Genomic DNA, 20,155 nt, shown 5'->3' on the forward strand with positions numbered 1-20,155 from the left:
AGGGCGCGCGCCCTGGTCAGATCGAGGGCCTCAGACGGGCCTTCTCGGTGGGGGCCACCGGGTTTCCGGCGGTCTCCACCAGCGCGCTGCCCGTACGCCACTTGTCCCACGGCATGTTCCAGTCGCCGAAGCCGTTGCCGAAGGTGTCCATCGTGTCGCCCGAGCTGTTGACGACACGGACGACGTCTCCGGGGCGGACGGTCTCGTAGAACCAGGCCGCGTTCCCCGTCGACATGCCGACACAGCCGTGGCTGACGTTCTCGACGCCCTGCGAGCCCACGGACCAGGGCGCCGCGTGCACGTACTCGCCGCTCCAGGTGACGCGGGTGGCGTAGTACACGGGCAGGTCGTACGAGTCGGAGCTGCCCTCCGCGATGCCGATGCTGGTGCCCCGCATCCGGACGTAGTACTCCTTGCCGAGCACGACCTTGATGCCGTTGCGGGTGGAGAAGCCGGGCTTGCCGGTGGTCACCGGAATGGTGTTGATCACTTCTCCGTTGCGCTTCACCGTCATGTAGTGCGACCCGGCGTCCGCGACGGCCTCGATCCGGTCGCCGATGGTGAGCTTCAGCGGCTTGGACGCGCCGCCGTAGAGCTTGTCGCCGACCTTGAGGCCGTCCAGGTGGCCGGTGACCGTGACGAGCGCCCCGGCGGGCCAGTACTCCTTCGGACGGAAGTGCAGTTTCTTGTCGTCCACCCAGTACCAGGCGCCCTCGACGGCGGGTGTCGAGCGGACCTTGAGGGCCCGTTCCACGACGGCGCGGGCCTTGCGGTCCTTGACGGGGAGGCTGAGCTCCGCCGTGATGGGCTGTCCGACGCCGTACGTGCCCGCCTCCGGCCCGAAGGTGGCGGTGAGGGCCCGTTTGGCCGGAGCCGTCTCGAAAGTGAACGTACGGGCGCCTGGAGCGCCGTCCTCGTCCTCGGTGGCCACCCGGACCGTGTAGCGGGCGCCGGCGGCCAGGGAGGCCGTGGAGCGCCAGCGTCGGCCGTCCGCGGTGAGTTCGCCAGCGAGGTGGTGCCCCGAGGCATCGGTGGCGGTGACGTCGGTGATCCGGCCGTCCTCGTCCTTGGAGGTGATCTCCAGCGGCTTCTCGGGGTCCGCCTTGGCGCCGTCGGCGGGGGCGCTGACCGCGAGCTGGTCCGCCGCGTCGTAGGCCCTCTCCGACAGCGGGTGGCCCTCGGAGCCCGAGCACGCGGTGGCGCCCGCGGTGACGGTGACGACCAGAAGAGTGCAGCTCAGAACAGTCCGAATGCGCGGCGTGTCGTTCATGGACTTCACGCTAAGGACAATCCTCGCGCCCAGCGCGCCGAGTGCTGCAAAAGAGGGGCCCGGGCACTTCGGTGACGAAGTGTCCGGGCCCCTCGGTGTGCTCCGGTGCGGAGCGGGGTACCTCTACTGGTTCTGGTTCTCGCCGCGGTAGAACTCGAAGACCCAGCCGAACAGGCCGACGAGGATCAGCGGGGCGGAGAAGTACAGGATCCACCAGCCCATCGCGACGCCGAGGAAGGCGAGCGCGCCACCGACGGCCAGCGAGAGCGGCTGCCAGCTGTGGGGGGCGAAGAAGCCCACCTCACCGGCCTCGTCCGCGACGTCGGCCTCCTTGTCGTCCTGCGCCATCGCGTCGACACGCTTGGCCGTGAAGGCCAGGTAGTAGCCGATCATGATGGACAGACCGAAGGCCAGGAAGAGCGCCGTCGTACCGACCGGCTCCTTGGACCAGACGCCGTACAGGATCGCCATGGCAAGGATGAAGACGCTCAGCCAGATGAACATCTTGCCCTGGATCTTCACTTGCCGGCCTCCTTGCTGCCCGTGAGGGCCGCGGCCTCGTGCGGCTTGTTCTCGAGCTGGTCGAGAGCGGCGATCTCAGGGTGGTGCAGGTCGAACGCCGGGGATTCCGAACGGATCCGCGGCAGGGTGAGGAAGTTGTGCCGCGGCGGCGGGCAGGACGTCGCCCACTCGAGCGAACGGCCGTAGCCCCACGGGTCGTCGACCTCGATCTTCTTGCCGTACTTGGCGGTCTTCCAGACGTTGTAGAGGAACGGCAGGATCGACAGACCGAGCAGGAACGAGGAGATCGTCGAGATCGTGTTCAGGGCGGTGAAGCCGTCGGCTTCGAGGTAGTCCGCGTAACGACGCGGCATGCCCTCGGCACCGAGCCAGTGCTGCACCAGGAACGTGCCGTGGAAGCCGATGAACAGCGTCCAGAACGTGATCTTGCCGAGGCGCTCGTCGAGCATCTTGCCGGTGAACTTCGGCCACCAGAAGTGGAAGCCGGAGAACATCGCGAAGACCACGGTGCCGAAGACGACGTAGTGGAAGTGCGCCACCACGAAGTACGAGTCGGAGATGTGGAAGTCCATCGGGGGCGAGGCCAGGATGACGCCGGTCAGACCACCGAAGGTGAAGGTGATCAGGAAGCCGACGGCCCAGAGCATCGGGGTCTCGAAGGACAGCGAGCCCTTCCACATCGTTCCGATCCAGTTGAAGAACTTCACGCCGGTCGGTACGGCGATGAGGAACGTCATGAAGGAGAAGAACGGGAGGAGCACGCCACCGGTGACGTACATGTGGTGCGCCCACACGGTCACGGACAGACCGGCGATCGCGATGGTCGCGGCCACCAGACCGATGTAGCCGAACATCGGCTTACGGCTGAAGACCGGGATGACCTCGGAGATGATGCCGAAGAAGGGCAAGGCGATGATGTACACCTCTGGGTGTCCGAAGAACCAGAAGAGGTGCTGCCAGAGCAGTGCTCCGCCGTTGGCCGCGTCGAAGACGTGGGCACCGAACTTGCGGTCCGCCTCCAGGGCGAACAGCGCGGCCGCCAGGACCGGGAAGGCGAGCAGGACCAGGACACCGGTCAGCAGCACGTTCCAGGTGAAGATCGGCATGCGGAACATCGTCATGCCCGGGGCGCGCATGCAGATGATCGTGGTGATGAAGTTGACCGAACCGAGGATCGTGCCGAAGCCGGAGAAGGCCAGACCCATGATCCACATGTCGGCGCCGACACCCGGCGAGCGGACGGCGTCCGACAGCGGGGAGTAGGCGAACCAGCCGAAGTCGGCCGCACCCTGCGGGGTGAGGAAGCCGGCCACCGCGATGATCGAGCCGAAGAGGTACAGCCAGTACGCGAACATGTTCAGCCGCGGGAACGCCACGTCGGGCGCGCCGATCTGCAGCGGCATGATCCAGTTCGCGAATCCGGCGAACAGCGGCGTCGCGAACATCAGCAGCATGATCGTGCCGTGCATCGTGAACGCCTGGTTGAACTGCTCGTTCGACATGATCTGCGTACCCGGACGGGCCAGCTCGGCGCGCATGAAGAGCGCCATGAGACCGCCGATGCAGAAGAACGCGAACGACGTGACCAGGTACATCGTCCCGATCGTCTTGTGGTCAGTGGTGGTCAGCCACTTGATGACCACGTTGCCGGGCTGCTTGCGCCGTACGGGCAGCTCGTTCTCGTAAGAGTCCTCAGCTGCGGCGGCACCCTGGGTTTCGTTGGGGATGCTCACAGTTGCTTCTTCTCCGCGTTCCTGGCCGGGTCCGTCTGCTCGATGCCAGACGGGATGTAGCCGGTCTGGCCCTTCTCGGCCAGCTCCTTCAGGTGCTGCTGGTAGCGCTCCGGAGAGACCACCTTGACGTTGAAGAGCATCCGGGAGTGGTCGACGCCGCAGAGCTCGGCGCACTTGCCACGGAACGTGCCCTCACGGGTCGGAGTGACCTCGAAGGCGTTCGGGTGACCCGGGATGACGTCCTGCTTCATGAGGAAGGGGAGCACCCAGAAGGAGTGGATGACGTCACGGGAGGTCAGGACGAACCGGACCTTCTCACCCTTGGGCAGCCACAGGGTCGGGCCCGGGTTGCCGGTCTGCGGGTTCCGGGTGCCCGGGATGCCGTAGTCGTAGACACCGCCGGCGTTGTCCGGCAGCTGGACCTTGTACCGGTCCGGAAGCGTCGCGAGGTTCTTGTCCTTCTTCGCGTCGCCCGTCACCCCGGGCACGTTCTCGATGTAGTTGAAGCCCCAGCTCCACTGGTAGCCGACCACGTTGATGGTGTGGGCGGGCTTCGGAGTGAGCTCGAGGAGCTTGGACTCGTCACGCGCGGTGAAGTAGAAGAGCACCGAGACGATGATGAGCGGGGTGACCGTGTACAGCGCCTCGATGGGCATGTTGTAACGGGTCTGCGGAGGTACCTCGACCTTGGTCCGGCTGCGCCGGTGGAAGATGGTGGCCCAGAGGATCAGGCCCCACACCAAAATACCCGTGGCCAGCGCGGCGGCCCAGGAGCCCTGCCACAGGGAGAGGACCCGAGGCGCCTCTTCCGTGACGGGGGTGGGCATGCCAAGGCGAGGGAAGTCTTCCCAGTTGTACGAGCAGCCCGTGGCTGTCGCCAGGATCAGGCCCGCAGTCAGCACCTGCGGCAGCTTCCGCCGCATCGGGCGCCGCGACGAGCGGTCGGAGCCGTTGGGACTCACGTAGCGCCTTCCCGAGAGTCTCGGCCCGCAGTGGTCGGCCACGGCCGTCCGTCTCGCTGGTCGGTCGCCGCCCCGGCCGCGGGCAGGGGTTTGGATGTTTATGCGGACCAAACCCTACTGGACGCTATTTGGGGTCGCGCGGGGAGGGTGCCCAACGCGCCGTCCGAGTCCCCGAAGGGGTGGACTCCGGGGTTCCGCAGGGGGGTACGGCACGCCCGTTCGGCCGTCTGACGGCCTGCCGGGACCCGCTTCTGACGAGGGCTCATCGCGGGCGTGCGGAGAACGTCCCCGGCCCAGGCTCTACCGTGGGCGGATGCCGTACTTCGACGCCGCGTCCGCCGCTCCGCTGCACCCCGTCGCCCGTCAGGCGCTGCTCGCCTCCCTGGACGAGGGCTGGGCCGACCCGGCCCGGCTGTACCGGGAGGGGCGGCGGGCCCGGCTGCTGCTCGACGCCGCCCGGGAGGCCGCCGCGGAGGCCGTGGGGTGCCGCCCGGACGAGCTGGTGTTCACTCCTTCGGGGACACGCGCGGTTCACGCCGGAATCTACGGAGCGCTCGCGGGGCGTCGGCGTGTCGGGAACGGGCTGGTGGTCTCCGCGGTCGAACACTCCTCCGTCCTGCACGCGGGCGAGGCGCACGCGGCGGCCGGCGGCACGGTGGCCGAGGTGCCGGTGGACCGCTCGGGGGCGGTGGACGCGGACGCCTTCGCGGCGGCCCTCGCCTCCGACACGGCCCTGGCGTGCCTCCAGTCGGCCAACCACGAGGTGGGCACGGTGCAGCCGGTGGCCGAGGTGGCGGAGGCGTGCCGGGATGCCGGGGTGCCGCTCCTGGTGGACGCGGCCCAGTCCCTCGCCTGGGGGCCGGTGGACGGCGGCTGGTCGCTGCTCGCGGCGAGCGCGCACAAGTGGGGAGGTTCGGCGGGGGTCGGGCTGCTCGCCGTACGGAAGGGGGTCCGGTTCGCGCCGCAAGGCCCCGCCGACGAGCGGGAGTCGGGCCGGGCGCCGGGCTTCGAGAACCTGCCGGCGATCGTGGCGGCGGCGGCCTCGCTGCGGGCGGTCCGCGCGGAGGCGGCCGCCGAAGGGGCCCGGCTGCGGGCCCTGGTGGACCGGATCCGGGCGCGGGTGCCGGAGCTGGTGCCGGACGTGGAGGTGGTGGGCGACCCGGTGCGCCGGCTCCCCCACCTCGTCACCTTCTCCTGCCTGTACGTCGACGGCGAGACGCTGCTGGCGGAGCTGGACCGGGAGGGTTTCTCCGTTTCGTCCGGTTCGTCGTGTACGAGTTCGACGCTGACGCCCAGCCATGTGCTGCGGGCGATGGGGGTCCTGAGCGAGGGGAACGTCCGGGTGTCCCTGCCCACGGGCACCTCGGAGGAGGACGTGGACCGCTTCCTCGCCCTGCTGCCGGGGGTGGTGGCGGGGGTACGTGAGCGGCTCGGGGCCCCCGGAGCCGTACCGTCCGCCCCGGCGCCCTCGGGCTCCCTCGTCGTGGACTCCCTGGGCAAGCGCTGCCCGATCCCGGTCATCGAACTGGCGAAGGTCTTCGACTCCGTCCCGGTGGGCGGCACGGTGACGGTCCTGTCGGACGACGAGGCGGCGCGCCTGGACATCCCGGCGTGGTGCGAGATGCGGGGGCAGGAGTACGTGGGGGCGGAGCGGTCGGCGGGAGGCGGCACGGCGTACGTGGTGCGCCGGGTGTCGTAGGCCACACCCCGTATCCCGCCCGCCGTGCGGGGCGACGCCCCCGCCCCTGGTAGCGCCCGCGCCCCCTCGTGTGGGGCCGCGTCGCGCGCGGGTGAGGCCCGTGCCTGTGCTGGGCGGCGCCCACCCGCCCGTGTGGGCAATCGTCCCGCAGGGCGGGACGGGTGGGCACACGGGACGGCGCCCAGGGCGGCGCCTCCGCCTTCCACGCCCGGACCCGCACCCCCGGTGCGCCGCCGCTGCGGTGCGGGGCAGGGGGCGCGGGAGCCTGGGCCCGGCAAGGGGCATCGTTCCGTTGTGCCCACCCGTTCCGCCCCTGCGGAACGCCTGCCCACAACGGGGGTGGGCACCGTCCCGGGCGGGCGGGCAGCGCCCCAGCGGGACGACCGCCCACGACGGCGGGGCGCAGGCCCACGACGGAGGCCCCGCGGGGAGGGGCTCAGCGGAGGTGGGACTGGACCTCCGTGGCGGCCTCGTCGCCGTACGCCTTCGTGAAGCGCTCCATGAAGTTCGCCCGCCGCAGCGTGTACTCCTGCGTCCCCAGCGTCTCGATCACCAGCGTCGCCAGCATGCACCCGACCTGTGCGGCCCGCTCCAGCCCGACGCCCCAGGACAGGCCCGTGAGGAACCCCGCGCGGAAGGCGTCGCCGACGCCGGTCGGGTCGACCTTGGCCGTCTCCTCGGGGCAGCCGACCTCGATGGGCGTGTCGCCGACCCGCTCGATGCGGACGCCGCGCGAGCCGAGCGTCGTGACGCGGTGGCCGACGCGGGAGAGGATCTCCGCCTCGGTCCAGCCGGTCTTGGACTCGATGAGGCCCTTCTCGTACTCGTTCGAGAAGAGGTAGGTCGCGCCGTCGAGGAGCGTACGGATCTCCTCGCCGTCCATGCGCGCGATCTGCTGCGAGAAGTCGGCGGCGAAGGGGATGGACCGGCTCCGGCACTCCTCCGTGTGGCGGAGCATCGCCTCGGGGTCGTCGGCGCCGATGAGGACCAGGTCGAGGCCGCCCACACGGTCGGCGACGGCCTTGAGCTCGATCAGCCGGGCCTCGCTCATCGCACCCGTGTAGAACGAGCCGATCTGGTTGTGGTCCTTGTCCGTGGTGCAGACGAAGCGGGCGGTGTGCAGGACCTCCGAGATGCGCACCGAGTCGGTGTCGACGCCGTGCCGGTCGAGCCAGGCGCGGTACTCGTCGAAGTCGAAGCCGGCCGCGCCGACCAGGACGGGACGGCTGCCGAGCTGTCCCATGCCGAAGCAGATGTTGGCGGCCACGCCTCCCCGGCGCACGTCGAGGTTGTCGACGAGGAAGGAGAGGGACACCGTGTGGAGCTGGTCGGCCACCAGCTGGTCGGCGAACCGGCCGGGGAAGGTCATGAGGTGGTCGGTGGCGATGGAGCCGGTGACTGCGATACGCACGGCGGGGTGCTCCTGCGGAATGCGGTGGGGGCGCGCGAGGCGCTCGAACGAAGGGTGGTGGTGGGAGACGGGCGGGCGACAGTTCACGCTACCGGGTGGGGGGTGTCCTGCCGACCAGTGGAAACTACCCCAGAGTAGGTCTTTTCCCCGGAGCCGTGCGGTGCATACGGTGCGCCCATGACCACGTATCCCGCTCCTCGCGAGCGACACGAGTCCGAGTTGAGCCTCGCCCAGCTGCGCGGGGACGGCGCCCGGATGGCCCCTCACTGGGTGACTCCGGCCGGCCCGGACCCCCTGCCGGTCTCCCCCGCGTCGATCCACGGGGTCGTCGTCCCGGCGGCCTCGGCCCGGCTGATCGACGCCACGGCCGAGTACGGCGGCTGACGGACGGAACCGTCCGCGCGTCCGCTCCGTCCCATCGGCGTCCGGTCGAGACGAGGGAGCGTTGACGGTGAGCGGTACGGAGAACGTACGGAAGCGACGGAACGTCCTGGCGGCCGCGGTGGCGGCGGGTGTGGTGCTCGCCGGAGGCGGTGGCGTGTATCTGGCCGCCACGGCGTCCGGTGACGCCACGCCCGCGACGGTGGCCGGCAAGGCCGCCGACGCGGCCGGGACGCCTCCGCCCCTGCGCCTGGAAGACGGCAGCGGCGGTACGGGAGGCGGCAACGGGATCGCGCCCGGTGAACCGGACCCGGGCGGGACGGTCTACAAAGCCAAGGGCCCACTCCCCCAAGGGCCCTCCTCGGCCGCGGTCCACCGGCCCGAGGGCCTGGTCACCTCGACGGAGGTGACCAGGCTGGCCGAAGCGCTCGGGATCGAGGGCAGGCCCGCGCTGGTCGGCGAGGTCTGGACGATCGGGCCCGAGAAGGACGGCCGCGGGCCGCGCCTGGACGTGGCCCGGAAGGCGCCCGGGAACTGGACGTACTCCTGGTACGACGGCGGCCCGGTCGGAGACAGCTGCCTCAAGGGGTCGGCGTGCCCGCCGCCGGGCGAGGCGAAGCCCCCGACGGGGGGCCGTACGCCGCTGAGCGAGGCCGCGGCGAAGGCGGCGGCCGCCCCCGTCCTGAAGGCGCTCGGCCAGGACGACGCCAAGGTGACCGCCACCCAGGTGATGGACGGTTCGGTGCGGGTGGTCAACGCCGATCCGGTGGTGGGCGGGCTGCCGACCTACGGCTGGTCCACGGGGCTGCACATCGGTCCGGACGGCCGGGCGGTCGGCGGGAGCGGGATGCTCAAGAACACGGTGAAGGGCGACACGTACCCGGTGGTCGGGGCGGAGAAGGCGCTCGCGGAGCTGAACGAGGGCGCGAAGGGCACGGGCCCGGTCGGCATCGGCGGCTGCGCGACCGACCCGCCGGCCAAAGCGGGAGTCGACGGGAACGGCAAGGACGAGCCGGCGGCGCCCTGCCGGTCCACCGCGGACGCGGCTGCGTCGGCCGAGGTCCCGGTGACGGGCGCGGTGTTCGGCCTGGCCGCCCAGGACGTGGCCGGTGAGCGGCTGCTCGTACCCGCCTGGCTGTTCACGGCGGACCCGGTGGACGCGGCTCCGTACACGGTGGTCGAGACGGCGGTGGCCCCCGAGTACCTGGCTCCCCCGGCGAAGCCCTCGCCTCCGGACGCGGGCACGGCGCCGGCGCGCCAGATCGAGTCGTACCGGTCGGCCGAGGACGGCCGGAAGCTGACGGTCACCTTCTGGGGCGGGGCGTGCAGCACGTACACCGCCAAGGCCGTGGAGACCCCGGAGAAGGTGACCGTGCGGATCGACGAGAAGTCCGACCCGGGCCGGGCCTGCATCATGATCGCCAAGGAGATCACGCTCCCGGTGACCCTGGAGGCCCCGCTGGGCGACCGGCCCGTGGTGGACGCGGCGAGCGGTCAGGACGTGCCGCGCCGCTGAGGCGGGGACGGTACGCGTGAGGGCGGCGGCCCCGGAACAGTCCCGGAGCCGCCGCCCTCACCTACGTACAGACTTAGCTGAACGAGTCGCCGCAGGCGCAGGAGCCCGTGGCGTTGGGGTTGTCGATGGTGAAGCCCTGCTTCTCGATCGTGTCGACGAAGTCGATCGACGCGCCGCCCAGGTACGGGGCGCTCATGCGGTCGGTGACGACCTTGACGCCGTCGAAGTCCTTCACGACGTCGCCGTCGAGCGAGCGCTCGTCGAAGAACAGCTGGTAACGCAGGCCGGAGCAGCCACCGGGCTGAACGGCGACGCGCAGAGCCAGGTCCTCGCGGCCTTCCTGGTCGAGGAGGGCCTTGACCTTGGCCGCGGCGGCGTCGGACAGGAGGATGCCGTCGCTGACAGTGGTCTTCTCGTCCGATACGGACATCTGCTTCTCTCCCGGTGTGTACGGAGACTGCTTGCCGACGGTTGCAACCGACGGTGCCCCGGATTCATTCCGGGCCGAGTGGGGTCTTCCCTCTTTCATGCTCGCACACCCTGTCCAGGAGCGCGGACGGCGAATTCGTCACATCGACACTATGGACATCGTCAACGTGACGTGAAGCGGTTATGATAGATAGCGTCATTTCGACGAAAAGGTTCTCCGAAGAAAGGGTGCGTGTCGTGACCACCGCCCAGCCCCTCGACGTCCAGCCGACGCCACTCGCCCTGCTGCTGCTCGGTCGCGAGGCCGACCCGAAGAGCGAGCGCGGCGTGGAGTGTCCTGGCGATCTGCCGTCGCCCTCCGACCCGGACCTCGTGGAGCGTGCCCGCGCCGCGAAGGAGAAGCTCGGGGACAAGGTCTTCGTGCTCGGCCACCACTACCAGCGCGACGAGGTGATCCAGTTCGCCGACGTGACCGGTGACTCCTTCAAGCTCGCGCGCGACGCCGCCGCCAAGCCGGAGGCCGAGTACATCGTCTTCTGCGGTGTGCACTTCATGGCGGAGTCCGCCGACATCCTCACCGGCGACGACCAGAAGGTCGTCCTGCCCGACCTCGCGGCCGGCTGCTCGATGGCCGACATGGCCACCGCCGAGCAGGTCGCCGAGTGCTGGGACGTGCTGACCGAGGCCGGCATCGCCGAGCAGGTCGTGCCCGTCTCGTACATGAACTCCTCGGCCGACATCAAGGCCTTCACCGGCAAGCACGGGGGCACGATCTGCACCTCGTCCAACGCCGAGCGGGCCCTGAACTGGGCCTTCGAGCAGGGTGAGAAGGTGCTGTTCCTGCCGGACCAGCACCTGGGCCGGAACACGGCCGTCCGCGACATGGGCATGTCCCTGGACGACTGCGTGCTCTACAACCCGCACAAGCCCAACGGCGGTCTCACCGTCGAGGAGCTGCGCGCCGCCAAGATGATCCTCTGGCGGGGCCACTGCTCCGTGCACGGCCGCTTCTCGCTCGACTCGGTGAACGACGTGCGCGAGCGCATCCCGGGCGTGAACGTGCTCGTCCACCCCGAGTGCCGGCACGAGGTCGTCGCCGCCGCGGACTACGCGGGCTCGACGGAGTACATCATCAACACCCTGGAGGCGGCCCCGGCCGGTTCCAAGTGGGCCATCGGCACGGAGCTGAACCTCGTCCGGCGGCTGGCGAACCGATTCGCCGACCAGGGCAAGGAGATCGTCTTCCTCGACAAGACGGTCTGCTTCTGCTCGACGATGAACCGCATCGACCTCCCCCACCTCGTGTGGACCCTGGAGTCCCTGGCCGAGGGCAACCTCGTCAACCAGATCCAGGTCGACAAGGAGACCGAGAGCTTCGCCAAGCTCGCCCTGGAGCGGATGCTGGCGCTGCCGTAACGGTTCTCCCGTTCGTACGCCGGAAGGGGCGCCCCATGAGCTCATGGGGCGCCCCTTCCGCATGCCGTACGGATCAGACCGTGGTCGGCTCCTTGGCCTGCGACGGGACCTCCGCCCGGCCGCCGGCCTTCGCCGCCTTCTTCGCCGCCTTCTTCCGCGCGCGGCGCTCCTTGCGGAGCTCCACCATCGCGTACAGCGTCGGGACGAGGAGCAGGGTCAGCAGCGTCGAGGTGATCAGACCGCCGATCACCACCACGGCCAGCGGCTGGGCGATGAAGCCGCCCTCGCCGGTGATGCCGAGGGCCATCGGCAGCAGCGCGAAGATCGTCGCCAGGGCGGTCATCAGGATGGGGCGGAGCCGGTGCCGGCCGCCCTCGACCACCGCTTCGACCACGCCCAGGCCCTGTGCCCGGTACTGGTTGATCAGGTCGATCAGGACGATCGCGTTGGTGACGACGATGCCGATGAGCATCAGCATGCCGATCATCGCCGGGACGCCCATCGCCGTGCCGGTGATCACGAGCAGACCGATCGCGCCGGTCGCCGCGAACGGGATCGAGACCAGCAGGATCAGCGGCTGGATCAGCGACCGGAAGGTCGCCACCAGGAGCATGAAGACGATCGCGACGGCCGCGAGCATCGCCAGGAACAGGTTGAGGAAGGCGTCGGACTGGTCCGCCGTGACGCCGCCGACCGTGGCGGTGGCGCCCTCCGGCAGGTCGAGGCCCTTGAGCTTCGACTGGAGGGCGGCGCCCACCGCACCGGTGTTGTCACCGACGGGCTTCGCCGTGATCGTCGCGGCGCGCGCGCCGTCGATCCGGGTCATCGAGACCGGCCCCGGGACCAGCTCGACGGTGGCGATGTCGCCCAGCTTCACCGGGCCGAGCGGCAGCGCCCTGAGCTCCGCCAGGGTGGTGGCCGGGTGGGCCGAGGTGATCAGGACGTCCCGCTCGCTGTCGTCGAGGATCGCCTTGGCGGCCGGGGTGCCCCGGACGGCCTGGGCGACGACCGCGCCGAGCGAGGTGGTGTCGAAGCCGGCGTCGGCGGCCTTGGCCTTCGCCTTCACGGAGATCCGCGGGACGGACTGCGAGAGGTCGCTCTGGACGTCGGTGACGTCCTTGAGCCCGGCGACGGCGGTCCGGACCTGCTCGGAGGCCTTCTCGAGGACCTCGGCGTCGGCGGCCTTGACGACCACGCTCAGGTCCTGGGAGCCGAAGCCGTCGCCCGCGGCGATGGTGGTGTCGCCGACCCCGTCGAGTGCGCCGAGGCCCTTCTCGATGGCGTCGCGGGTCTTCTCGTACGAGGCGGAGTCGTCCAGGCTCACCTTGTACGAGGCCTGGTGGGAGCCGGTGCCGCCGCCGAAGGCGGCCATGAAGCCGGAGGAGCCGACGGTGACCTGGTAGTCCTTGACGCCCTCGGTCTCCGCGAGGACTTTCTCGATCTTCTTCGCGGCCTTGTCGGAGGCGTCCAGGCTGGTGCCGGGCGCCAGCTCCTGCTGGATGCTGAGGACCTCCTGGTCGCCCGGGTCGAAGAAGTTCGTCTTCAGGAGCCCGCCCATGCCGACGGTGCCGGCCAGGACGACGAGGGCGATGCCGAGGCTGGTGAACCGGCGCCGGGTCGCGAACCGGAGGACCGGTACGTACAGACGCTGCAGACGGCTCTTCTCCTCCTTCTCCTCCGCGAGGCGGCGGGCCTCGTCCGGGTCCTGCGAGGTGCCCTTGGGGGCGCGCAGGAACCAGTACGACAGGACGGGGACCACGGTCAGGGAGACCAGCAGCGAGGCGAGCAGGGCCGCCGTCACCGTCAGCGAGAAGGAGCCGAACATCTCGCCGACGATGCCGCCGACCAGACCGATCGGCAGGAACACGGCGACGGTCGTGAGCGTCGAGGAGGTGACGGCGCCCGCCACCTCGCGGACCGCGGTGAGGATCGCGGTCTGGCGCTCCTCGCCGTAGCCCAGGTGCCGCTTGATGTTCTCCAGGACCACGATCGAGTCGTCGACGACCCGGCCGATGGCGATGGTGAGCGCGCCGAGCGTCAGCATGTTGAGCGAGAGGTCACGGGTCCACAGCACGATGAGGGCGAGGACGACCGAGAGCGGGATGGAGACCGCGGTCACCAGGGTCGAGCGGAGCGACGCGAGGAAGACCAGGATCACCAGGACGGCCATGACGAGGCCGAGCGCGCCCTCCGTGGTCAGGCCCGAGACGGCCTTGGCGACGGCCGGGCCCTGGTCGGAGACCACGGTCAGCTCGGCGCCGGCGCCGAGGTCGCGGCGCAGCTCGGGCAGCTTCTCCTCGACGGCGTCGGAGATCGCGACGGCGCTGCCGTCCTTGTCCATGGTGGCGAAGACGGCGAGGCTGGGCTTGCCGTTCGTACGGGTGAGGGAGGTGCGCGGCGACTCCTCCTGCCTCACGGTGGCGACATCGCCGAGGCGGACCGCCTTGCCCTTGCCGGGGACGGCCGCCGGGATGCGCAGGTCCTCGATCTGCCGCAGGGAGGTGTAGCCGCCACCGACCTGGATCGTGCGGTTCTTGCCGGCCTCCGAGAAGGCGCCGGCCGGCATCGTGGCGCCACCGGAGCGCAGGGCCTCGGCGAGCTTCATGGTGCTGAGGCCGGCCGCGGCGAGCTTGCGCTGGTCCGGGGTGACGGAGACCTGGAGGTCCTGGACGCCGCTGACGGAGACCTGGCCGACGCCCGCGATGTCCTCGAGGGCGGGCACGACGGTCCGCTGCAGCTGGTCGGCCAGCGCCTGCGGGTCCTTGTCCGACGCGGCGGCGAGGACGACGGTCGGCATGTCGTCCGTCGAACCGGCGATCACCTGCGGGTCGACCGTGTCGGGCAGTTGGGCGCGGGCGCGGTTCACGGCCTGCTGGACGTCCGCGACGAGCTGCTTCGTCGACTCGTCGCCGTAGTCGAACGAGGCCATGACGACTGCCATGCCCTCGGAGGCCGTGGAGGTGACCGACTTGAGGCCGTCGACGGCCTTGAGGTTGTCCTCCAGCGGCTCGACGACCTGCTTCTCGACCACATCGGGAGAGGCGCCCTGGTACGGGGCGAGGACCGAGACCATGGGGAGCTCGATCGAGGGCAGCAGCTGCTGCTTCAGCTGCGGGATCGCGATCGCCCCGAACACGATCGCGATGATGGACATCAGCCCGATCAGGGCCCGTTGCGCGAGGCTGAATCTGGACAGCCAGGACATGGGGTCTCTCTTCTGTGGCGTACTCGTCGACAGGCGGGAGCAGCCGAGTCCCCGGCCGGGACCCGCTGGGTCCGCCGGAGGTGCCCCCGTCCATACGATCCGCCATCCGGGGCCGGAAGTCCTCGGCCCCCGGGTCCAGATCCTTATCCCGCGCATACCGCGTCTGGAGTACGCGCTCACTCCACCCGGGGGCGTACGAGACCGGACTCGTACGCCGTGACCACCAGCTGGGCCCGGTCGCGGGCGCCGAGCTTGGCCATGGTCCGGTTGACGTGCGTCTTCACGGTGAGCGGGCTGACGTCGAGCCGTTCGGCGATCTCGTCGTTGGACAGGCCGCCCGCGACGAGGACGAGCACCTCGCGTTCCCGGGCGGTGAGCGCGGTGAGCCGCTCGGTGCGGGCGCCGCCTGCCGAGCCCGCCGGGTCCGCGCCGGGGCCCTGGGCGAGGAAGGTGGCGATCAGCCCTTTGGTGGCGGCCGGGGAGAGCAGCGCCTCCCCGGCGTGGGCGATCCGGATCGCGCCGAGGAGCTCCTCCGGTTCGGCCCCCTTGCCGAGGAAACCGGAGGCGCCGGCGCGCAGCGACTGCACGACGTACTCGTCGACCTCGAAGGTCGTCAGCATGACGATCCGTACGTCGGCGAGTTCGGGATCGGCCGTGATCATCCGGGTGGCGGCGAGACCGTCGGTGCCCGGCATGCGGATGTCCATGAGGACGACGTCGGGCCGCGTGGAGCGGGCGAGCGCGACCGCGCCCTCGCCGTCCGGCGCCTCCCCGACGACCTCCATGTCGGGTTCGGAGTCCACCAGGACCTTGAAGGCACTGCGGAGCAGGGCCTGGTCGTCGGCGAGCAGTACCCGGATCGTCATGTGGTGCCCTCCCCGTCCCTCCCCGTGCGGGACGTCACCGGCAGTATCGCCTGTACGCGGAAGCCGCCACCGTAGCGGGGGGCGGCGGTGAGGGTTCCGCCGAGCGCGCCGACCCGCTCGCGCATGCCGAGCAGTCCGTGGCCGCCGGACGCGTCGGGCGGGGGGATCTGCGGGGTGCCGTCGTCGAGGACGGTGATCTCGACCGTACGGCCCACCCGGACGACGCTCACCTCGGCCTTCGCGTCCGGTCCCGCGTGCTTGCGGACGTTGGTCAGCGCCTCCTGCACGATCCGGTACGCGGCGAGGTCGACGGTCGCGGGAAGCGTCAGGCCCTCGTCGGGGCGGGCCAGGGCGACGGGGAGCCCGGCCTTGCGGAAGCTGTCGAGCAGCCCGTCCAGGACGGCGAGGCCCGGGGCCGGCTCGGTGGGGGCCTCGGGGTCGCCCGACTGGCGCAGCAGGCCGACGGTGGCGCGCAGCTCGTCCAGGGCGGAGCGGCTGGCCTCGCGGACGTGCGCGAGGGCCTCCTTGGCCTGGTCGGGGCGCTTGTCCATGACGTGGGCGGCGACCCCGGCCTGCACGTTCACGAGGGCGATGTGGTGGGCGACGACGTCGTGGAGGTCGCGGGCGATCCGCAGCCGCTCCTCGGCGACCCGCCGCCCGGCCTCCTCCTCCCGGGTCCGCTCGGCGCGCTCGGCCCGCTCCCGGATGGCGTCGACGAAGGCCCGGCGGCTGCGGACGGCGTCCCCGGCGGCCGCCGCCATCCCGGTCCAGGCGAAGACGCCCAGGTTCTCCTGCGCGTACCAGGGGGTCGGCCCGAAGGCCATGGCCGCGGCGGTGAGCACCGCCATCGTGGCGAGGCCGACGCGCCAGGTGGTGGGGCGGTCGGTGCGGGAGGCGACCGTGTAGAGCGCGACGACGGCGGCCATCGCGATCGGGGCGGGGCGGTCGTCGTCGATCAGTTCGACGAGGCTGATCGTCACGGTGAACGCGAGCACGGCGAAGGGGTGGCGGCGGCGCGGCACGAGGGCGACGGCCCCCGCGATCATGATCAACACGCTCCACACGTCGGGCACGTGGTCCCCGAAGGTCGGCCCGTCGGGGCTGCCGTGCGGGTCGGTGAACGACCCGGCGACCATGCAGACGAGCGCGCCGGCGGCGATCGTCGCGTCGAAGGCGAGGGGGTGGGCGCGGAACCAGTGGCGCAGGCGGGAGTAGGGGGTGCCGGGGGCGGGGCCGGTGGGGGTGCCGGGGGCGGCGCCGGTGGGGGTCACGAGGGACAACGGTACGTGCCGTCGCGGGGGGCGCGGCAGGGCCCGGTGGTCCTCGGGCCGGTGGGGGGTGCGCCCTCGGCCGGGCCCGGTCGTGGGGCTGCGTCCGGTGGCGGGGTGGGCCTTCGCCGGGCCGGGTTGTGCGGCTCCGCCCGGTGCTGGCGTGCGCCCTCGATCGCCGGACCGGGGTGTGGGCAGGCGTTCCGCACGGGGATGGGGGTCCCCTGCTCGAGCGAAGCCGAGAGCTCGGGGGAGGGTGGGCACAACCCACAGCGGCGCGCCGCACGCCGGGTGCGGGTCCAGGTCCGGAAGCCTGGGCCCGGCAAGGGGCGCCGTCCCGTGTGCCCACCCGTCCCGCGCTGCGGGACGCCTGCCCACACGGGGGTGGACGGGGCACCTCGCGGGCACGTGCCGCACGCGCGGGGGCCGGGGGCGACGCCCTGGCAGGCGCAGCCCGGCACGGGCGCGGGCGGGCCACCGGTCTGCGGGCGCGGGCCGACACGGGGCGCCGGCCCAGGCCCAGCGGTCCACGGGCGGTGGCCCTGGCGGGTGCGGGCGCGGCCGCCACGGCGGGTGCGGGCCGCGCGGGCGGCGGGGGTCAGCCGGGGATGAGGCCGTCGTCGGAGAGCATGGCGCGGACCTCGTCAAGGCTCGCCCCCGACGCCGGCAGGATCAGCTCCGAGGGTTCGAGCGTGGCGTCCGCCAGCGGCTCGCCCAGGCGCCTGACGGCGTCGAGGAGGGCGCCGAGCGTGCGCCGGAACCCGTCCTCGTCCCCCGACTCCAGCTCCGCGAGCAGCTCGTCGTCCAGCCTGTTCAGCTCGACGAAGTGGCTGTCGGCCAGCTTCCACTGGCCCTCCCCCATGATCCGTACGATCATGACGCGTCCTGTCTGTCGCCTACTTCTCGAAGCGCGGGTGGGACTGCTGAGCGCGGTCCTGCGGCGCCGCCGCGCCACCGCCCTCGATGGCCTGCTGCTGCGCCGAGGGGCCGCCGGCCAGTTCGGCCTTCATCCGCTGGAGCTCCAGCTCGACGTCCGTGCCGCCGGAGAGCCGGTCCAGCTCCGCCTGGATGTCGTCCTTCGCGAGCCCGGACTGGTCGTCCAGGGCGCCCGAGGCGAGCAGCTCGTCGATCGCGCCGGCGCGCGCCTGGAGCTGGGCGGTCTTGTCCTCGGCCCGCTGGATCGCCAGGCCGACGTCGCTCATCTCCTCCGAGATGCCGGAGAAGGACTCGGCGATCCGGGTCTGTGCCTGGGCCGCCGTGTACGTGGCCTTGATGGTCTCCTTCTTGGTGCGGAAGGCGTCCACCTTGGCCTGGAGCCGCTGGGCGGCGAGGGTGAGCTTCTCCTCCTCGCCCTGCAGCGTCTGGTGCTGCACCTCCAGGTCACTGACCTGCTGCTGGAGCGCGGCCCGCCGGGACAGCGCCTCGCGCGCCAGGTCCTCGCGGCCGAGCGCCAGCGCCTTGCGGCCCTGGTCCTCCAGCTTGGCGGACTGGCCCTGCAGCTGGTTCAGCTGGAGTTCGAGCCGCTTGCGGGAGGTGGCGACGTCGGCGACGCCGCGCCGCACCTTCTGCAGCAGCTCCAGCTGCTTCTGGTAGGAGTAATCGAGCGTCTCGCGCGGATCCTCGGCCCGGTCAAGGGCCTTGTTCGCCTTCGCGCGGAAGATCATCCCCATACGCTTCATGACACCGCTCATGGGCTTCGCGCGCCCCCTTCTGACGGACTTCGGCTCCAGCTCTTCAACAGGATCCACAGTACGGGCCCTGTCTCCATTACCGCACTGTTCGGAGCGGGATGCGCTCCTCCCCAAGGACGACTGCGTGCGGTGTTCCCTCCCGCGCAGGGAGTAGATGGATCTCGGGGAAACCGCGGCCGTCCTGCGTACGTACGCCTCAAGACGCAGTCCGTTAGCGGATCGTTCCCGCCCGGCATCGGGTTCATGCCCACCACCCCGTACCCTTGGGTTTTGTGTTCCGTAGCCGTTCGAAGGACGAGAAGGCCCCCACCGACAAGGTGACGGCGGACCTCTCCACCAAGCAGCCCCGCGACCCCCAGGCCCCCAAGGGCCGCCCGACTCCGAAGCGGAGCGAGGCGCAGACCCAGCGCCGGCGCGCCGTGACGGTGCCGACCGACCGCAAGGAGGCCGCCAAGCGCCAGCGCGAGGCACGCCGCTCGGACCTGGCCCGGCAGCGCGAGGCGCTGGCCAACGGCGACGAGCGTTATCTGCCCGTCCGCGACAAGGGTCCGGTCCGCCGCTTCGTGCGTGACTTCGTCGACTCGCGGTTCGCGATCGCCGAGTTCTTCCTGCCGATGGCCGTGGTGATCCTCGTGCTGTCGCTGTTCGGCAACGCCAACCGGGGGCTGCAGAACATCTCCCTGCTGCTCTGGCTGGGCGTGATCATCCTGATCGTCCTCGACTCGATCGGTATCTGGATCCGCCTGCGGAAGCAGCTGAACGAGCGATTCCCGAACGAGCCGAAGCGCGGTGCCATCGCCTACGGCCTGATGCGCACCCTGCAGATGCGCCGACTGCGTCTGCCGAAGCCGCAGGTCAAGCGCGGGGAGCGGCCCTGAGCGCCGACAGCTCGGAGCTCGAAGGGCGCGCGTTCGACGAGGCCGTATCGGAGTCGGGCGGACCCGTGCTGCCCGTCGTCGCCCACTGGCCCTCCGCTCACGGGGGGCTACGCGACACCATCCGGCAGGAGATCGTCGCCCGTCAGCTCGACGAGCAGATAACCAGCCGCTACCCGGTCGGACAGCGGCTGCGGATCCTCGACGCGGGCATGGGACAGGGCACCCAGGCCCTGCGCCTCGCCCGCGCCGGACACACCGTGACCGGCCTGGAGGCCGATCCTGAGCTCCTCAAGGCGGCCCGTGAGTCGCTGGCGACGGAACCGGCCGGGATCCGCGAGCGGGTCCGGCTGGTCGAGGGCGACGGGCGCGAGACCGGCGTCCATTTCCTGCCCGGCAGCTTCGACGTGGTCCTGTGCCACGGCGTGCTCATGTACGCGGACGAGCCCGACGCGCTGCTCGCGGGCCTCGCCCGGATGCTGGCCCCCGGCGGCCTGCTGTCCCTGGTGGTACGGAACGCGGAAGCCCTGTCCATGCGGCCGGGGCTCGCCGGGGACTGGTCGGGGGCGCTCGCGGCCTTCGACTCGGACGTCTACACGGACGACAACGGTGTGAAGGTGCGGGCCGACCGGCTGGACGCGCTCACCTCGACGCTCGCGGGCATCGCGGCGCCGTTGCACGCCTGGTACGGGGTGCGGGTCTTCACGGACGACGTCCCCGCCGACGCGGGCCTGCCGGCCGCCGAGGAACTGGACCGGCTGCTCGCCGCCGAGGACCGGGCGGGTCGCACGGAGCCGTACCGGCGGATCGCGGCGCTGCTGCACCTCTGCGGGGTACGGGGCTAGCCGGGCTTCTCCGGTACGGGGCCCGGCACCCCTGATCGGGTGCGCTCGCCGGGCCCCGGACGAGGC

General features: G+C 71.3%; 17 protein-coding genes. 6 read left to right on the forward strand and 11 right to left on the reverse strand.

Annotation, left to right across the window (positions count from 1 at the left end; genetic code table 11):
- Positions 1-16: 16 nt before the first annotated feature.
- The 4 genes from ACZ51I_RS01765 to ctaC all read right to left on the reverse strand — a co-directional run bounded on the left by ACZ51I_RS01765 (position 17) and on the right by ctaC (position 4,487).
- Positions 17-1,270 (reverse strand): L,D-transpeptidase, encoded by a 1,254-nt coding sequence (locus ACZ51I_RS01765; RefSeq protein ID WP_468870827.1) that lies wholly within the window; start codon positions 1,268-1,270, stop codon positions 17-19.
- 123 nt (positions 1,271-1,393) lie between these two features.
- Entirely contained in the window at positions 1,394-1,792 is a 399-nt protein-coding gene (locus ACZ51I_RS01770) for a cytochrome c oxidase subunit 4 (protein WP_367827832.1), read from the reverse strand.
- Entirely contained in the window at positions 1,789-3,525 is a 1,737-nt protein-coding gene (gene ctaD / locus ACZ51I_RS01775) for an aa3-type cytochrome oxidase subunit I (RefSeq protein ID WP_468870830.1), read from the reverse strand. Before ctaD ends, ACZ51I_RS01770 begins: the two co-directional genes overlap by 4 nt.
- Positions 3,522-4,487: an aa3-type cytochrome oxidase subunit II gene (ctaC, locus tag ACZ51I_RS01780; RefSeq protein WP_468870831.1), complete on the reverse strand. Its 966-nt coding sequence runs from the start codon at positions 4,485-4,487 to the stop codon at positions 3,522-3,524. The genes ctaD and ctaC overlap by 4 nt, the downstream gene beginning before the upstream one ends.
- Before the next feature lie 313 nt (positions 4,488-4,800).
- Between ctaC and ACZ51I_RS01785 the strand changes: the two genes are divergently transcribed.
- Positions 4,801-6,186 carry an aminotransferase class V-fold PLP-dependent enzyme gene (locus ACZ51I_RS01785; RefSeq protein WP_468870832.1) on the forward strand — a complete coding sequence of 462 codons (1,386 nt, stop codon included), beginning with the start codon at positions 4,801-4,803 and terminating at the stop codon, positions 6,184-6,186.
- Positions 6,187-6,622: 436 nt separating this feature from the next.
- Here ACZ51I_RS01785 and ACZ51I_RS01790 read toward each other — a convergent pair whose 3' ends face one another.
- On the reverse strand, positions 6,623-7,597 hold the full coding sequence (locus ACZ51I_RS01790; RefSeq protein WP_468870833.1) for a carbohydrate kinase family protein: 975 nt from the start codon (positions 7,595-7,597) through the stop codon (positions 6,623-6,625).
- Positions 7,598-7,774: 177 nt separating this feature from the next.
- Between ACZ51I_RS01790 and ACZ51I_RS01795 the strand changes: the two genes are divergently transcribed.
- Both ACZ51I_RS01795 and ACZ51I_RS01800 read left to right on the forward strand, forming a co-directional pair.
- On the forward strand, positions 7,775-7,981 hold the full coding sequence (locus tag ACZ51I_RS01795; RefSeq protein ID WP_468870834.1) for a hypothetical protein: 207 nt from the start codon (positions 7,775-7,777) through the stop codon (positions 7,979-7,981).
- 67 nt (positions 7,982-8,048) lie between these two features.
- A complete protein-coding gene (locus ACZ51I_RS01800) occupies positions 8,049-9,494 on the forward strand; it encodes a hypothetical protein (protein ID WP_468870835.1) in 1,446 nt (481 codons plus the stop codon).
- A gap of 73 nt (positions 9,495-9,567) precedes the next feature.
- Here ACZ51I_RS01800 and ACZ51I_RS01805 read toward each other — a convergent pair whose 3' ends face one another.
- Positions 9,568-9,924, reverse strand: a complete 357-nt coding sequence (locus ACZ51I_RS01805; RefSeq protein WP_015033024.1) for a HesB/IscA family protein — start codon at positions 9,922-9,924, stop codon at positions 9,568-9,570.
- A gap of 236 nt (positions 9,925-10,160) precedes the next feature.
- Between ACZ51I_RS01805 and nadA the strand changes: the two genes are divergently transcribed.
- Positions 10,161-11,339 (forward strand): quinolinate synthase NadA, encoded by a 1,179-nt coding sequence (nadA, locus tag ACZ51I_RS01810; RefSeq protein WP_468870836.1) that lies wholly within the window; start codon positions 10,161-10,163, stop codon positions 11,337-11,339.
- Between the two features lie 73 nt (positions 11,340-11,412).
- On the opposite strand, the gene ACZ51I_RS01815 is transcribed toward nadA, so the two are convergent.
- The 5 genes from ACZ51I_RS01815 to ACZ51I_RS01835 all read right to left on the reverse strand — a co-directional run bounded on the left by ACZ51I_RS01815 (position 11,413) and on the right by ACZ51I_RS01835 (position 18,369).
- The gene (locus ACZ51I_RS01815) at positions 11,413-14,544 is read right to left on the reverse strand and encodes an efflux RND transporter permease subunit (RefSeq protein WP_468870837.1); all 3,132 of its coding nucleotides are present in this window, start codon (positions 14,542-14,544) and stop codon (positions 11,413-11,415) included.
- Between the two features lie 176 nt (positions 14,545-14,720).
- Positions 14,721-15,410 carry a response regulator gene (locus tag ACZ51I_RS01820; RefSeq protein ID WP_468870838.1) on the reverse strand — a complete coding sequence of 230 codons (690 nt, stop codon included), beginning with the start codon at positions 15,408-15,410 and terminating at the stop codon, positions 14,721-14,723.
- Positions 15,407-16,681 (reverse strand): sensor histidine kinase, encoded by a 1,275-nt coding sequence (locus tag ACZ51I_RS01825; RefSeq protein WP_468870840.1) that lies wholly within the window; start codon positions 16,679-16,681, stop codon positions 15,407-15,409. Before ACZ51I_RS01825 ends, ACZ51I_RS01820 begins: the two co-directional genes overlap by 4 nt.
- A 595-nt stretch (positions 16,682-17,276) precedes the next feature.
- The gene (pspAA, locus tag ACZ51I_RS01830; protein WP_468870841.1) at positions 17,277-17,555 is read right to left on the reverse strand and encodes a PspA-associated protein PspAA; all 279 of its coding nucleotides are present in this window, start codon (positions 17,553-17,555) and stop codon (positions 17,277-17,279) included.
- Positions 17,556-17,574: 19 nt separating this feature from the next.
- Positions 17,575-18,369, reverse strand: coding sequence for a PspA/IM30 family protein (locus ACZ51I_RS01835; protein WP_468870842.1), 795 nt, complete (start codon positions 18,367-18,369; stop codon positions 17,575-17,577).
- A gap of 272 nt (positions 18,370-18,641) precedes the next feature.
- Between ACZ51I_RS01835 and ACZ51I_RS01840 the strand changes: the two genes are divergently transcribed.
- Together ACZ51I_RS01840 and ACZ51I_RS01845 are read left to right on the forward strand one after the other, a co-directional pair.
- Positions 18,642-19,247, forward strand: coding sequence for a DUF3043 domain-containing protein (locus tag ACZ51I_RS01840; RefSeq protein ID WP_468870843.1), 606 nt, complete (start codon positions 18,642-18,644; stop codon positions 19,245-19,247).
- 65 nt (positions 19,248-19,312) lie between these two features.
- On the forward strand, positions 19,313-20,089 hold the full coding sequence (locus ACZ51I_RS01845) for a class I SAM-dependent methyltransferase (RefSeq protein WP_468870844.1): 777 nt from the start codon (positions 19,313-19,315) through the stop codon (positions 20,087-20,089).
- The last annotated feature ends 66 nt before the right edge of the window (positions 20,090-20,155 follow it).

This window comes from Streptomyces sp. NPDC034084 (assembly GCF_055575535.1).

What these genes read in the sequence shown, in the direction of transcription:
- ACZ51I_RS01765 (WP_468870827.1), bottom strand. Translation starts at nt 1,270, where the DNA reads ATGAACGACACGCCGCGCATTCGGACTGTTCTGAGCTGCACTCTTCTG.
- ACZ51I_RS01805 (WP_015033024.1), bottom strand. Translation starts at nt 9,924, where the DNA reads ATGTCCGTATCGGACGAGAAGACCACTGTCAGCGACGGCATCCTCCTG.
- ACZ51I_RS01785 (WP_468870832.1), top strand. Translation starts at nt 4,801, where the DNA reads ATGCCGTACTTCGACGCCGCGTCCGCCGCTCCGCTGCACCCCGTCGCC.
- ACZ51I_RS01815 (WP_468870837.1), bottom strand. Translation starts at nt 14,544, where the DNA reads ATGTCCTGGCTGTCCAGATTCAGCCTCGCGCAACGGGCCCTGATCGGG.
- ACZ51I_RS01820 (WP_468870838.1), bottom strand. Translation starts at nt 15,410, where the DNA reads ATGACGATCCGGGTACTGCTCGCCGACGACCAGGCCCTGCTCCGCAGT.
- ACZ51I_RS01795 (WP_468870834.1), top strand. Translation starts at nt 7,775, where the DNA reads ATGACCACGTATCCCGCTCCTCGCGAGCGACACGAGTCCGAGTTGAGC.
- pspAA (WP_468870841.1), bottom strand. Translation starts at nt 17,555, where the DNA reads ATGATCGTACGGATCATGGGGGAGGGCCAGTGGAAGCTGGCCGACAGC.
- ACZ51I_RS01835 (WP_468870842.1), bottom strand. Translation starts at nt 18,369, where the DNA reads ATGAGCGGTGTCATGAAGCGTATGGGGATGATCTTCCGCGCGAAGGCG.